This is a genomic window from Shewanella sp. 553, from assembly GCF_059338375.1.
In genome coordinates, this window is sequence record NZ_CM181701.1 from 3763469 (window position 1) to 3777545 (window position 14077).

At 49.8% G+C, this 14077-nt stretch carries 11 protein-coding genes; 6 read left to right on the forward strand and 5 right to left on the reverse strand.

Annotated elements, in window-relative coordinates; genetic code table 11:
- Positions 1 to 2: 2 nt before the first annotated feature.
- Genes gspE through gspC form a run of 3 tightly spaced genes read right to left on the reverse strand, consistent with a single transcriptional unit; the run spans position 3 to position 4630 of the window.
- Complete coding sequence (gene gspE / locus AC5YBZ_RS16630; RefSeq protein WP_494543224.1) at positions 3 to 1574, reverse strand: type II secretion system ATPase GspE; 1572 nt, start codon at positions 1572 to 1574, stop codon at positions 3 to 5.
- Positions 1567 to 3684, reverse strand: a complete 2118-nt coding sequence (gene gspD / locus AC5YBZ_RS16635) for a type II secretion system secretin GspD (protein WP_494520612.1) — start codon at positions 3682 to 3684, stop codon at positions 1567 to 1569. The genes gspE and gspD overlap by 8 nt, the downstream gene beginning before the upstream one ends.
- Positions 3685 to 3709: 25 nt before the next feature.
- Complete coding sequence (gene gspC / locus AC5YBZ_RS16640; RefSeq protein WP_494543225.1) at positions 3710 to 4630, reverse strand: type II secretion system protein GspC; 921 nt, start codon at positions 4628 to 4630, stop codon at positions 3710 to 3712.
- A gap of 280 nt (positions 4631 to 4910) precedes the next feature.
- Here gspC and hslR point away from each other — a divergent pair, with 280 nt between their 5' ends.
- From hslR to AC5YBZ_RS16660, 4 genes are all read left to right on the forward strand, one after another.
- Complete coding sequence (gene hslR / locus AC5YBZ_RS16645) at positions 4911 to 5303, forward strand: ribosome-associated heat shock protein Hsp15 (RefSeq protein ID WP_494543226.1); 393 nt, start codon at positions 4911 to 4913, stop codon at positions 5301 to 5303.
- A 13-nt stretch (positions 5304 to 5316) separates the two neighbouring features.
- Positions 5317 to 6177 carry an Hsp33 family molecular chaperone HslO gene (gene hslO, locus AC5YBZ_RS16650; RefSeq protein WP_494543227.1) on the forward strand — a complete coding sequence of 287 codons (861 nt, stop codon included), beginning with the start codon at positions 5317 to 5319 and terminating at the stop codon, positions 6175 to 6177.
- Positions 6178 to 6376: 199 nt separating this feature from the next.
- Positions 6377 to 7918: a phosphoenolpyruvate carboxykinase gene (locus AC5YBZ_RS16655; RefSeq protein WP_494543228.1), complete on the forward strand. Its 1542-nt coding sequence runs from the start codon at positions 6377 to 6379 to the stop codon at positions 7916 to 7918.
- A gap of 420 nt (positions 7919 to 8338) precedes the next feature.
- Positions 8339 to 9547: a dicarboxylate/amino acid:cation symporter gene (locus AC5YBZ_RS16660; RefSeq protein WP_494521566.1), complete on the forward strand. Its 1209-nt coding sequence runs from the start codon at positions 8339 to 8341 to the stop codon at positions 9545 to 9547.
- 168 nt (positions 9548 to 9715) lie between these two features.
- Here the strand turns inward: AC5YBZ_RS16660 and AC5YBZ_RS16665 are convergent, their stop codons facing one another.
- The gene (locus tag AC5YBZ_RS16665) at positions 9716 to 10483 is read right to left on the reverse strand and encodes a ComF family protein (RefSeq protein ID WP_494520607.1); all 768 of its coding nucleotides are present in this window, start codon (positions 10481 to 10483) and stop codon (positions 9716 to 9718) included.
- Positions 10484 to 10486: 3 nt separating this feature from the next.
- Between AC5YBZ_RS16665 and bioH the strand changes: the two genes are divergently transcribed.
- Positions 10487 to 11263 carry a pimeloyl-ACP methyl ester esterase BioH gene (gene bioH / locus AC5YBZ_RS16670; protein ID WP_494520606.1) on the forward strand — a complete coding sequence of 259 codons (777 nt, stop codon included), beginning with the start codon at positions 10487 to 10489 and terminating at the stop codon, positions 11261 to 11263.
- Positions 11264 to 11326: 63 nt separating this feature from the next.
- Positions 11327 to 11830: a hypothetical protein gene (locus AC5YBZ_RS16675; RefSeq protein ID WP_494543229.1), complete on the forward strand. Its 504-nt coding sequence runs from the start codon at positions 11327 to 11329 to the stop codon at positions 11828 to 11830.
- Between the two features lie 89 nt (positions 11831 to 11919).
- Here AC5YBZ_RS16675 and AC5YBZ_RS16680 read toward each other — a convergent pair whose 3' ends face one another.
- The gene (locus AC5YBZ_RS16680; protein WP_494543230.1) at positions 11920 to 13920 is read right to left on the reverse strand and encodes an LTA synthase family protein; all 2001 of its coding nucleotides are present in this window, start codon (positions 13918 to 13920) and stop codon (positions 11920 to 11922) included.
- Positions 13921 to 14077 lie beyond the last annotated feature (157 nt).

A 14077-nucleotide genomic window follows, 5' to 3' on the forward strand; every position in this document is an offset into this window, starting at 1 on the left:
GCTTACTCCTCGCGAGTGACGCGCAGCACTTCTTCTAAGGTGGTGATGCCGCTAAGCACTTTACTCATGCCATCGTGACGAATACTGGGTATCGATTGGCGAATATATTTTTCAATCGCCAATTCGCCGCGGCCGCTATGAATAAGCTCACGAATTTTATCATCCACCAGCAGGAGTTCATGGATCCCCGTGCGGCCACGATAACCATTATGGCCACAAGCGGCGCACCCCTTGGCACGATAGATAGTGCGTGGATCGTCGGTGCTAATCCCCAGCAGTTCGCGTTCACGCTGATCGGGCACGTGCTCAATCTTACACTTAGGGCACAAGGTGCGGATCAATCGCTGGGCTAACACCCCAAGCAGACTCGAGGAGACGAGGAAAGGCTCAACGCCCATATCTTGCAAACGCGTGATGGCACCCGAGGCGGTATTCGTGTGCAGCGTGGAGATCACCATGTGACCAGTCAACGAGGCTTGCACGGCAATTTGCGCAGTTTCAAGATCACGGATCTCACCTATCATCACCACATCAGGATCTTGACGTAAAATGGCGCGCAGACCGCGGGCGAAGGTCATATCCACCTTAGTATTCACCTGCGTCTGGCCTATGCCCGCGAGTTCATATTCGATGGGATCTTCGACCGTTAAGATATTGGTGTCGATAGAGTTAATTTCGGTCAAGCCGGCATACAGAGTGGTACTCTTACCCGAACCAGTCGGGCCCGTGACCAAGATAATGCCGTGAGGCTTACGGATAAGCTCATCGAATTGATGCCGGATAGCATCTGTCATGCCGAGCTGTTTAAGGTCAAGGTTGCCAGCGTTTTTATCCAGCAGACGCATCACCACACGCTCACCATGGCTTGATGGCATGGTCGACACTCGCACATCCACCGCACGACCCGCAATACGTAGCGAGATACGCCCATCTTGCGGCACTCGCTTCTCGGCAATGTCTAAACGTGCCATCACCTTAATACGTGATACCAGCAGTGACGAGAGCTTACGATTGGGTTTGAGCACCTCTTTGAGCACACCGTCGACGCGAAAACGCACCACCAGTTGCTTCTCGTAGGTCTCGATATGGATATCGGATGCTTCCTCTTTAATGGCCTCCGATAGCAGGGCATTAATCAACTTAATAATGGGCGCATCATCATCGCCTTCGAGCAGGTCTTCGGTTTGTGGCAGCTCTTCGGCAAGGGTAAACAGATCCATCTCGTTGCCAATATCTTCCATCAGCTGCTGCGCCTCTGATGAGTTGGCTTGATAGACCTGAGTTAACTTAGCTTCAAATACATTTGGCGCTAATGTCGACAATGCGAGCTCTTGTCCCGCATACCGGCGCACCTCTAACATCGCCTCAAGCGGCGTGCTCTCGGTATGATACAGGGTTAATCGCTCATCATCGCCTTTGGCTAATAGCAGTTGAAAACGATGCGCAAATGCAAATGGCAGACGCTCGCGGCTGTTGGAGTGAAACACCTCATCGGATTCGACCTCTGAGACCAACCCAAGTTCACTCGATACTTGGGCTAGCTCATCATGTTGAGCGGCTTGCAGATCACTCATCGGCGGCATCTTGCTGTTTGTTGTCAGAAATCTGTTTAAGTGCAGGATCGGTTTCACGCATCTGCATCTCTAACCCTTTGCGGTCTTTGTAACGTTGCAAGACATCATTCACCTCTGGTGGCAGGTAATCTTCTTGATTCCACTCTTCCAATACTGGCACATCGCTATTGGGCATTAAGTTAACGCCACGCTGTTGCTGCTCAAGTTGTAAGGCACGGAAGTAGTTATACTTACGCCCTGAAATGCCTTCCATAGTAATGCCGTCACGGATAATGGTCGGCTTAATAAATACCATCAGGTTTTTCTTTTTCTTACCGCTTGATGATGACTTAAACAGATGACCTATGATGGGGATATCCCCTAGGAAAGGCACCTTCTGTACACTCTCTTGCACCTCTTCATTGATCAAGCCACCTAGCACGACAATTTGACCCGAATCGGCCATCACAGTGGTGGTTAAACGGCGCGTGGCAAAAGTCACATCGACACCGGTTTTACCGTTAATGCCCGACACTTCCTGCTCGATGGTCAACTTGACCGTACTGCCTTCGTTAATTTGTGGCACCACTTTAAGCTTGACCCCCACCTCTTTACGTTCAACCGTTTGGAAGGGATTACTGTTACCGTTACTGGAGTTTTGGCTGCCCGTTAAAATCGGCACTTCATCACCGACGATAAACGATGCTTCTTGGTTATCTAAGGTGGTAATAGATGGCGTCGCCAATACGTTTGACTTGGTATCACTCGATACCGCTTGGATCAGCGCGCCAAAGTCGCCCATAGCCACGCCCCATGCCATACCATTGACCTTGCCTAGTGCTTGGGCGAGTAAGGTGATGTCTCCTTGAGTCGCGGGATTCTCTGTACAAGTGCCATTTTCGGTACACACTTTAGTGCCATCTTGCTCTCGTGCTTGCCAGATCCCGGCGCCAATTTCCCCTATGGTGGGGCCCAAATTATTAAACTGGGTACCGCCACCCGCTTCGGTTGCCCATTGAATACCAAAGCCAACATCGTCACCTTCGGCGACTTCAACAATAATAGCTTCCACCAATACTTGAGCGCGGCGAATATCCAGCTGATTAATCACACTTTCAATGGTGCGCATCTGATCGGGTTCGGCGCTGATCACCAAGGCGTTAGTGTCGGTATGGGCCATGATATTAATTTCGTTGCGACGCTTGCTACGCCCACCTTGTGGCTGCGCTCCACCATCTTGTGCGCTGGCAAGTTGCTCGGCAAAACCAGTCAAGACTTCGACTAAGTCTTCCGCCTTGGCATAACGCAAATAACGCACCTTGGTATTGCCAGTGGTGGCTTGCTCGGCATCGAGTTTTCTGATGAGACTCACTACTCGTAGGCGGCTCTTTTCGTCGCCACTGACCAGCACGGCGTTGGTACGCTCATCGGCAACCACTTTAGGAGCTTGGCCTGGCAGCTGTGACTGGTTAGCGGTCGAGCGGTAAAGGGTGTCGATAATCCGCACCATCTCACCCGCTGAGGCATATTCCAGTGCCACCACTTGCACTTCGGTATCACCTTGTTTATCGACGCGGCGCACTATCTCGACCAGTTTGTTGACCACGGCGGCGCGGCCAGAGATCATCAATACGTTAGAAGGGTCATAGTTAACAACGTTACCGCCGCCGGCGTTATCGTTAAGCTGGCGCAGCAGGGGCGCTAGTTGTTTCGCTTCCGTGTTATACAGAGCCACAATGCGGGTGACCATTTCGTCCCCTAGGCCAGGCCTAGCGTCGTCGGCTACGCGAATCGCCGAGGTCTTGGCATCTTTATCTTTAATGACTTTGATGATGTTATTGTCCATCTCGACGACAGCATAACCATAGACCTGCAACACATTAAGAAAGAATTGATAATATTGCTCATCATCGAGTAAATCATAACTGCGAACGTTAATTTTGCCGCGCACGGTTGGGTCAACGATGATGGTTCGATTCAAGTTTTTACCAACAATATTGATAAACTCTTGAATGTCTGTGCCCTTGAAATTAGCCGCATATTGCTCAGACCATGCGAGCGAAGGCGCCAATAACGACGCCCCCATGACAACACCCGCGATGAGATTGCGGCGAATATTCTTATTATTCATTTAATGACTTCCCCTAAACCCTTTTTTATTGCGGCAAACTAAACATGATCTCAACCAATTGACCTTCTCTTTCTATCATCAAAGAGATCTCGGTCAATTCGGGCAACTGCGCCATCACTTCCAGTGCCTGGCTCATGTCAGTCACATCGTAACCGTTCATTGATTTGACTAAATCGTTAGCTTTCAATCCCGCCTGTTCAAATAACGCCCTATCCTTACCTGGGTTAAGACGATAGCCTTGCAGTTCGCCATCGCGATTGACGGGCGAAATGGCTAAGTAATCGGTCAATTTACTCGGATCGGCTAACAGCTCATCGCGCGACTCCTGTAACTCTTGCGCTACCGCTTGGTTATCGCGCTGATCCACCTGACGCACATTGCGATCTCGTTTCGCTTGCTGTAACTGTTGATTGGCCTCACTTGGCGCATCATATTTGAGCCCATCAAGCATCAGCGTTTCGTAGCGACCACTGTTTGAAATAATAATACGGTCGGCATACACCTCTTTCAGCGAGGCCGAAGTGCCTTTAATCTTGTCACCTAAACTATAGGTATTTTGACTGCCAGCAGACTCTATTACCGCCAAACCTTTTTGTTCAGAGGTTGACGCCACGACACCCGTTAGCTGAATAGATAACGAGGTTTTTGGCGCATCGGTAATTTTCTCTTCGACAGGTGCCACACTGGGCTTATTGGCGTTGGCATCCAATTGACCGAAAAGGGCTAACTTTTCCAAGTTTGAGACATTAATCAAACTAGATGAAGTAGAAATATTCGTCGGCGTGGGTTGCCATGTCAGTGGCGACTGGGAAACAGGCACTAACTTCCATGAGATATGCGCCAAAAGATAGATAGCGATGATCATACCCAGCCAAAACACGGCCGTGCTCATCGGCTTATGGGGGATATCATTCGCCTTAGATATTACTTTGTCTAATAAATCCATATTATACGGACCCTCGATGCAGGTCTCTGTTCTGATTATGATAATTTATGCTCGTGACTCATGCTAACCTACACAGCATTTGGCAACAAGCCCATAACAGTGGCTAAATTAGCCTATAAAGGCTAATTATGCTAACTTTACGCACCAATAAAGGGTGTGAAGTGGGTCGCTATATTAGCTTATCATCCTGTTTAGGATGAGAGTTATTATCCAGCATGTGAACTCGCCCATCTTTATGCACCACAATCTATTGTTCTACCTAGATGGAGACACTATAACCATGGCATCTGCACCGCAAATTTCAGTCCGACTGGATAAATGGTTATGGGCGGCGCGATTTTACAAGACTCGAGCCATCGCCAAAGAGATGATCAACGGCGGCAAGGTACACTATAATGGCCAGCGAACCAAATCGAGTAAAATGGCCGAAGTGGGTGCTATGGTCAGAATTCGTCAGGGCTATGACGAAAAAGAAGTCATTATTAACAAGATATCCGAACAACGCCAACAGGCGGTGATCGCCCAAACCTTATATGAAGAGACGCCTGAGAGTATCGCCAAACGCGAGACTTACGCCGAAGCGAGGCGCTTAAATGTGCTGAATAATCCGGCTCCAGATACCAAACCGGATAAAAAGCAACGCCGTCAACTAATACGCTTTAAAGCAAGCTAACTGTGAGATTGAAATGAGTAAAGATACATTAAACCGCTACCTATTTGACAACGCCGATGTGCGTGGTCAAGTCGTTCAACTAGAGAAGAGTTACCAAGAGGTATTATCTGCTCACGACTACCCGAAAGCGATTCAAACGCTGCTCGGCGAGTTGATGGCGGCGACATCACTGCTCACTGCCACACTCAAGCTCGATGGTGATATTAGCGTGCAAGTACAAGGTAATGGCCCGGTATCACTGGCCGTTGTTAACGGCAATAACCTGCAGCAATTACGCGGCGTCGCACGCTGGGATGGTGACTTAGCCGATGATGCCACTCTCGCCACCTTGATGGGTACAGGCCATATGGTTATCACGCTCACCCCTGCTAATGGCGAGCGTTACCAAGGCGTTGTGGCCTTAGAACGTCCGACCCTGGCCGAATGTTTAGAGCTTTATTTTGACCAGTCAGAACAGCTGCCAACCGCTATCCGCTTATTTGCCGATGGTAAACAAGCCGCGGGCATTTTACTGCAAGTGCTGCCAGGTGATAGTGAAAACAATCAAGATTTTGAACACCTTGAGCAACTAACTAACACAGTTAAAGCCGAAGAGCTGTTTGAACTCGAAGCCACCGAGGTATTACATCGCTTGTATCACCAAGAAGAGGTGCGCCTGTTCGACCCTATCGATGTGACTTTCCGCTGCACCTGCTCGCGCGAACGCAGCGGCCAAGCATTACGCACTATTCCTCGTGAGGAGTTAGACGCTATCTTGGCAGAACAAGGTAAAATAGAGATGGGCTGCGAGTTCTGCAACAGCAACTACAGCTTCGATTCTATCGATATTGAAGCCTTGTTTAGCAATGCACAGCACTCTGACACTCAGCAGTAAACTGACTGTTACCTAACACGATTTTTAATAGGGCGCCGCAAGGCGCCCTTTTTTTTGTCTATTTCGCGATGTTACTCACACATTTATTTACACATAAGCTACAATCGACCGCCTATAACCATAAGCAGCAACAAATTAACAACAAGCTGGCACAGATCGGCACACTCAACCCTACTAAAGAAAGATGGAGACCTTACTGATGGCGGATGGATCTAAGCAAACTCATAAAAACCCCTCAACGGCGCAACTTGTTGAGTTTGCACTGGCACGTGACGAAGGCGTACTCACGGCCAATGGTGCTTTAGTGGCGAAAACGGGCGAACGCACAGGACGCTCACCTAACGACCGTTTTATTGTTAAAGAAGCCAGTAGTGAAAATGAGATCGACTGGGGCTCGGTGAACAAACCGTTCGCGATGGACGACTTTAACGCCCTTTGGGAACGTGTCAGCCACTATTTGTCAGATAAAGAGACCTTTGTGTCTGAGCTGGAAGTGGGCGCCGATCCTGAGCATTACCAACCGATCAATGTCACCACCGAAACCGCATGGCATCAACTGTTTGCTCGTAACCTGTTTATCGTCCCAGAGCAGTTCAACGCCGCGAACAAACCAGTATGGCAGATCATGAACGCGCCAGGATTCGAATGCGACCCCGAGCGTGATGGCACCCATTCTGATGCGACGGTTATTATCAACTTTGCCGATCGCAAAGTGCTATTAGCCGGACTTAAATATGCCGGTGAAATGAAAAAATCGATGTTCTCGGTGCAAAACTTCCTCTTACCCGCCAAAGGCGTACTGCCGATGCACTGCTCGGCCAATGTCGGCGTCGATGGCGACACCACGCTGTTTTTTGGACTATCAGGTACCGGCAAAACCACCTTATCGGCCGATCCTAAGCGTTTCCTCATCGGCGATGACGAACACGGCTGGGCACCTGGCGGGGTCTTTAATATCGAAGGCGGTTGCTACGCCAAATGTATCGATCTTAGTCAGAAAAATGAGCCAGTCATTTGGGATGCTATCCGTTTTGGTACCGTGCTTGAAAACGTCATGTTAGACGAGCAACGCGTACCCGATTACAACAATACCGAGCTAACCGAAAACAGCCGCGCCGCTTATCCATTGGAGCATATTGCCCAGCGCAAAGTAGACAACTGTGGCGCCGAGCCAGATGCCGTGGTGTTTCTCACCTGTGACGTCTCAGGGGTATTACCGCCAGTGTCTAAGCTGAGCAAAGAGCAAGCCGCTTATCACTTTTTGTCGGGCTATACCGCTAAAGTCGGCTCTACCGAAATGGGCTCGACGTCGGCGATTCAATCCACCTTCTCCACCTGTTTTGGGGCGCCGTTCTTCCCTCGTCCAGCGGGCGTGTATGCCGAGCTGTTGATGAAGCGTATCGAATCATTTGGCAGCCAAGTTTACCTTGTTAATACAGGTTGGACTGGCGGCCCACACGGCGTGGGTAAACGTTTCGACATCCCCACCACACGCGCCATCATTGACGCCATCGTCAGCGGTGAACTAAAAGAGGTCGACACCCAGCATATCGATAAACTCAACCTCGATGTGCCCGTCGCGGTGTCAGGGGTCGACACCCAACTGCTTAATCCCGTTAATACCTGGTCAGATCCGGTGGAATATAACCGTTATGCTCAGCAGTTAGCCGAAGAGTTTGCCGCCAATTTCATAAAATACCATGTCTCGGATGCAATAAAACAAGCGGGCCCTAAAGCCTAAACCCATTGCTCTGATTCAAAAATGGCTCCCCTTGGAGCCATTTTTATGACCTTTTATCGCGGTAAGTCGTGTAATTTATTCACCCTTAGCAATATCGCTCCGCGCATACCATTGGCACCATATCGCGCACATAACCTGCAACATCATGGATTTATCAATCGCGGGGCTAAATATAGCCACCATTTTGAACAATCATCAATTTAACCCCGTTAAAATTGCACTTTTAATAATAAACATCTAATTTGAAGTCAAGTTTGGCTATTTACTCACCAAGCCGAGAAATATTTCACAGCCCGATGACGACTCTAATGCTAGACTCTGCTCCCGCGGTAAAGCTTGGCTGGCTTTACTTACACCCAATCGATTCACCAACATAACGATAAAAACGAGGCCACAGTGGCAAATAAAACTAATCAATTCATGCGTAATATCGGCGTACAGGTCGTGATCGCCATGTTTATCGGCGCGATCGTCGGCTTTTTAATGGGCGAAGACGCGAGCATTTTTGCGCCGTTAGGCACCATCTTTATTCACCTCATCAAAATGTTAGTGATACCTCTAGTCTTAGTTTCCATTATTTCTGGCGCCGCCAGTCTCGGCGACAGCCCGTCGGCAGGTAAAATCGGTGTCGGCACATTTGGCTTCTTTATTCTCACCTCGGGTGCAGCGGTTAGCTTAGCCTTAGTGATGGGAAACCTGTTTAAGCCCGGCCAAGGCGTCGACTTCACCGCTCATAGCAGTGGTAAGCTGATGGCCGTCACCGAAGAGCATGGCGCACTGCCGGGAGTGATGGATACCTTTATAGGCATGATCCCAACCAATGTATTTGAGTCGCTCACTGGCGGCAACATCTTACAAATATTGGTCTTTAGCATCTTCTTCGGCATTGCACTGACGAAGGTCAAGGGCGATGGCGCTAAACCGATTTTGAGCGTGCTTAACACCATAGTCGATGCGTTCGTGTGGATGATTAACTGCGTGATGATCATCGCACCTATCGGGGTATTTGGCCTGATGGCAGATTCGGTCGGCACCTTTGGTTTCGATGCCCTAGAAGTGGTGTTTAAGTTATTTGCGGTATTTGTCGTGGCTATCTTGCTGTTTGGGTTTGTGTTTTTCCCACTACTAGTGCAGCTGTTTTCTCGGGTCAGTGCCAAACAATTTATTAGCGCAATGAAAAAACCTCAGGTGATGGCACTCTCGACCGCGTCATCGATGGCAACGCTGCCGGTCAACATGGAAACCTGTGAGCAAGAGCTTAAGGTCTCTAAGGCGACTGCCTCTTTCGTGCTGCCATTAGGCGCCACGATTAACATGAGTGGTAATGCTATCTATTACGGCCTAGTGGCGATGTTTTTTGCGCAGATGTATGGCATCGACCTGTCGCTGACCGCCTATGCAGCGATTGTCTTCACCTCGACGCTGGGGGCGATTGGTCAAGCCGGTGTGCCGGGGCCTTCGTTCTTAGTGGTTGCCGTATTACTGGCCGCAGGCATTCCTATCGACGGCCTACCACTACTGTTTGCCTTAGATAGAGTATTCGACATGATCAGAACCTCGCTCAACATTACTGGCGATGCCGCTTGTGCGTTAATCATGGACAAATACACCGAAGATAAGACAGCGTAAGCGATAAGCTTACCTAGCTATACATAGGGGCGCCTGCTGTTGCAGCGCCCTTTTTTATGCCGCTGATAGGTACTATCTCATTATCAAACGGTCGAGATCTCGCGTCACGCCGTTAGATGAGGCGATAGGATATCTTTGCCACTACACAGTAAGCCAACACGTATGCACTCACTCGAGTAACCCTGGGGCTTCGGCTCTTGCGAGGCACCACACTTGCAGGTGAATATAGTGAGCGGCAAACAGCTCGGCTATCGATTGCACCGTAGTGCCAGTGGTAACCACATCATCGATCAGGGCGATACGCTGATAATTAATCGGCTCCGTTAACACAAAGGCATCGGCAAGATTACGCCGCCTTTGTTTACCAGTTAAACCTGCTTGCGGACGAGTATCGACCCGGCGCACCAACACGTTATCGAGCAAGGGGATCCCTAGTTGGCGGCTAAGGGTATCGGCAATTAACCATGCCTGATTAAAGCCTCGCTGACGTAAACGGTTTGGATGCAGCGGCACCGCAATCATCGCCTGAGGCAAGCGTATTAATCCCAAGCGTTGTAATTGCTTAATCCGCTCAACCAAGGACAGCACTAACATATCGAGCGCCGCTAATTCGGCGCGGTATTTAATGCCCGCCACCAGATCCCCGAGCCCCTGATGATAACTGGCCGGTGCTATGACCACTAACGGCTGGCTATGCTGACATGCACCGCAATAGCAACTTTGTAGCAATAACGCTCGGCCACAACCTAAGCACGTTGGCGTTTGGTACAAGCTTATCTCTAGGCAGCAGGCGCAGATCCCCCGGTAAGGGGCTGCCACTGTCTGATGGCACATCAAACAGCGATTGGGTAAACTAGTCGCCAATAATTGCTGGCACGTGGCGATGACGCGGCGCAATAGCAGTGGGCGAAGTAATTTTGGTAATAATGAGGGCATATTGTGAGTCAGCAATCCTTGCATATTCAAACTATAGGTCAAGGTACGCCTATCGTCATGCTGCATGGCTGGGGCGTTAACAACGCGGTATTTCAGCCGTTACACCCCATTTTTCAGAATTACTGCGTGCATTATGTCGACCTGCCAGGCTTTGGCGACAGCGCCCCTTTAGCGGGCGACATCGACTCTTGGGTCGATGCCATTGCCGCCCAAGTACCCACGCAAGCCATCTGGGCAGGTTGGTCACTGGGGGGGCTGATTGCCACACGAGCCGCCATACGCTACCCCGCACGGGTCATCGCCTTATTGACCATAGCTTCTTCCCCCTGCTTTATGGCGCGTGACAGTGAAGCTTGGCCCGGCATTGCTCCACAGGTGCTGGCCCAGTTTGCCAGTCAGCTCGAGCAAGACTTAGCTAAGCTAGTCGACCGATTTTTAGCCATCCAAGCCATGGGCAGCGCCACGGCCAAGCAAGATATCAAGCAACTTCGCGACTTAGTCATGGCTAAACCTTTGCCCGATGCGCTTGCCCTCAAACAGGGGCTACAGATGTTGAGCAGCGTCGACTTACGCCAAGCTGTGGCAACATTAGATTTGCCATGGCTGCGAGTGTGGGGGCGCTTAGATGGATTGGTATCGCGTCGAGTGCTCCCCTTACTGCCCAAGGGGTCGCCCCGCATCGAAGATCTGATATTGCCCAAAGCGGCTCATGCACCGTTTTTATCTCATCCAGCGCCCTTTGCTGACGGCGTGCTGAGCTGGCTTGATAACATAAAGTAACAATCTCTTTAACTATTGACGGGAAATGTTTACTATTTAGCCATTACAGCTGGAGTCTATCAAATGTTAGTGGTGACCAACTATCCCCAAGTACCTATCGCGACAACCAATGTTGCCACCGATAGCGCGCGGGTAGAAAACCACCAACGTCCCCCCATAGTCCCCGCATCTCAGCTAGCACGCAGCAATGAAGAGCGCCCGTTTACCCCCCAAAATGAACGTGCTGCCGATCAGACCCATATTCAATCTAAGCTAAATGAAAAAGTGCAGCCCAAGCAGCAAGGTGGCGATGGGCAGCAGCAACATGAAGGTAAACAGCAACAGCAACAACAGCAACAACGTCCCAATACCGCGGCGCTGTTACGACCATTACTGTTTAAACCGGCACTGGCGCGCAGCGATATTCGCAATGTGCAACTTTCACATCCTACTGCAGTAACAAAAAGCACTCATCGCCTGACGAATGAGGCGCCGGCGTTTTATCAAAGTGTCTCGGCTCACATTGCCAGCTTTTATCAAACCCAAACACTCCCCCAAAGTGAACCCGGCTTGTCGACTTATATCTAGTTCCTCCTCTCATTCAAGCTAAATAACATCCATAAAAAACCCGCATCTAGCGACACGGGCAAATTTTACTCGAGTCAGTCGCACTGTTATTAGGGCGCTTGCACCGCCGCAGATGCAGGTGAGGTGGGGGTAATTGGCTCATGAGTTTGGGGCGGAGTTTGATAAAACTGCTTTTGATAAGCCAAACTGCCCCATAACGCCCAAGAGAGCGCAGCCTGTTTCATCTCATCACTTTGCTCATTATGGACAAGCTTTTTATTTTCAAAATCATAAATATAGCCACTTGGGGCGCGATCGGGTTGCAAGATCACCACATCATCGCCACGCAAATACGCCATATTTTTATCGTATTGCATCAAGGCGCGTCCCGGCCAATTGGGGCCGGCTAAGGTGAGATCTTGGCCCAACATAGGATAACTGGCCGAAACTCCCATAAGTGACAACAAGGTCGGTGCCAGATCAATCTGGCTAACCACTCGACTATCACGCTTAGGCGCAATGCCCTCGCCCACAATCACCGCCGGAATACGAAAATGAGAGATAGGTACTAACGCCCCACCACCCACGCGGCTTTCATGATCGGCGACCACCACAAACAGGGTGTCTTGCCAGTAACTGGACTGCTTGGCCAACTTAAAGAACTCACCAATGGCAAAGTCGGCATATTTAGCGGTATTGTTGCGCGTCTGCTTAGGTTGCTCGTACAGTTCGATGCGGCCATCGGGAAACTCAAATGGTTCGTGATTACTCGAGCTAAACACCAAACTAAAGAACGGCTTGCCCTGCTGGTGAAACTGCTCGAACTCTTGATTAGCCCGATGCATCAAATCTTCATCTGACACGCCCCATGAACCGACAAACATAGGATCGGTATAGTTTTTCTCCTCGACAATATGGCTAAAACCATTGCCTAAGAAAAAGCTTTTCATATTATCGAAGTGACTCTCGCCGCCATAAATAAATTGTGTCTCATAACCATGATATTTCAGGAGATCGGCGATGGTAAAAAAGTCGGTTTGGCTCTTACTCAGCTTAACCACAGAGCGCGCTGGTGTTGGCGTAAAGCCGGTAGTCACAGCCTCAATGCCGCGCACCGAACGCGTTCCGGTGGCATAGAGCCTATCAAAGGCCCAACCCTCTTGAGCTAAGGCATCAATATGGGGAGTTAAGGGTAATCCACCTAAATAGCCCACAAAGCGAGCCCCTAGGCTTTCTTGCAAGATGATCACTAGGTTTTTAGGCTTACCTTGATAACTGGCTTGGTTATACGTCACGCTAGGCAAGGTATCAGAGCTAAAAGCGCTGAGGGGACGGCCACTCTCACGGCGAATGGTATCGATAATGGTTTGCTCGTCGAGTTTACCGTAACTTGCTGATGCCTTGGCCTCATTGGACATTTGATCGATAGCAAATACCAACGAATAGGCGGAGTTAACCACTAAGGAGTTAACTAATGGGTCATCGGCAAAAGCCACCATCGCGGGGTTAAGTGGACGGTGCCCTAAGGTCGAACGTGCCCCTAATAGGGTGATTGCAATAACCAGTACTGCCAGTACCGGACGCCAAAACCAACGCGGATATTGCACATTACGCAATAAGCGGCCACTCAGTTGCCAGCCGCCCCACAAACTGACACCGCTCACTAACAGGCCTAAGAAAATTTCGCCTTTGCGGCTCGTCCACAGCATCGACAACACTTCTTTAGGGTAGATAAGGTATTCAACAAAGAGACGGTTGGGACGCACGCCATACTCTTCAAGAAAAGAGGGGGTAGAAAGCTCAAGAAAAATCAGCAACCACAAACCTAAGGTCAACCAGACTCGTAACAGTGGTTTCCAGCAACGGCCAACAAAATGATCGCCACTCAACAGCGCCGTGCCTAAGGCCGCCACGCCCCACAACCAACACAAGGTGGCAATATCGACTCGCAATCCCTGAATGAGTAGGTGTGACCACCCCTCAACGGCGGCGACCCGTTCGGTCTGCCACAGCCCCAAACCAATGCGGCTTAACGTGGTAATGATTAAGGCAATTAATCCAAAATAGAGAATGGCACGAAACGGCCCAGCAGTTGTCGCTTTGTTACTCATAGCGTTCCCAAACAAAATGTCATTAATATTGATGCCCTTCTAACGGAGCACTTATCATCGGCCCAAAGCCGACATGGCAATACTCTGACATAAAAGTAACAAATAGGTTCGACAAATGTTTCACCAATGTTTTAACAAATCAACGGGCACAAAAAAA

Excerpts from the sequence above, each read along its gene's own strand:
- AC5YBZ_RS16675 (WP_494543229.1), top strand. The coding sequence starts at position 11,327 with ATGTTAGTGGTGACCAACTATCCCCAAGTACCTATCGCGACAACCAAT.
- AC5YBZ_RS16660 (WP_494521566.1), top strand. The coding sequence starts at position 8,339 with ATGCGTAATATCGGCGTACAGGTCGTGATCGCCATGTTTATCGGCGCG.
- AC5YBZ_RS16665 (WP_494520607.1), bottom strand. The coding sequence starts at position 10,483 with ATGCCCTCATTATTACCAAAATTACTTCGCCCACTGCTATTGCGCCGC.
- hslO (WP_494543227.1), top strand. The coding sequence starts at position 5,317 with ATGAGTAAAGATACATTAAACCGCTACCTATTTGACAACGCCGATGTG.
- gspE (WP_494543224.1), bottom strand. The coding sequence starts at position 1,574 with ATGAGTGATCTGCAAGCCGCTCAACATGATGAGCTAGCCCAAGTATCG.
- hslR (WP_494543226.1), top strand. The coding sequence starts at position 4,911 with ATGGCATCTGCACCGCAAATTTCAGTCCGACTGGATAAATGGTTATGG.
- gspC (WP_494543225.1), bottom strand. The coding sequence starts at position 4,630 with ATGGATTTATTAGACAAAGTAATATCTAAGGCGAATGATATCCCCCAT.
- AC5YBZ_RS16655 (WP_494543228.1), top strand. The coding sequence starts at position 6,377 with ATGGCGGATGGATCTAAGCAAACTCATAAAAACCCCTCAACGGCGCAA.
- gspD (WP_494520612.1), bottom strand. The coding sequence starts at position 3,684 with ATGAATAATAAGAATATTCGCCGCAATCTCATCGCGGGTGTTGTCATG.
- AC5YBZ_RS16680 (WP_494543230.1), bottom strand. The coding sequence starts at position 13,920 with ATGAGTAACAAAGCGACAACTGCTGGGCCGTTTCGTGCCATTCTCTAT.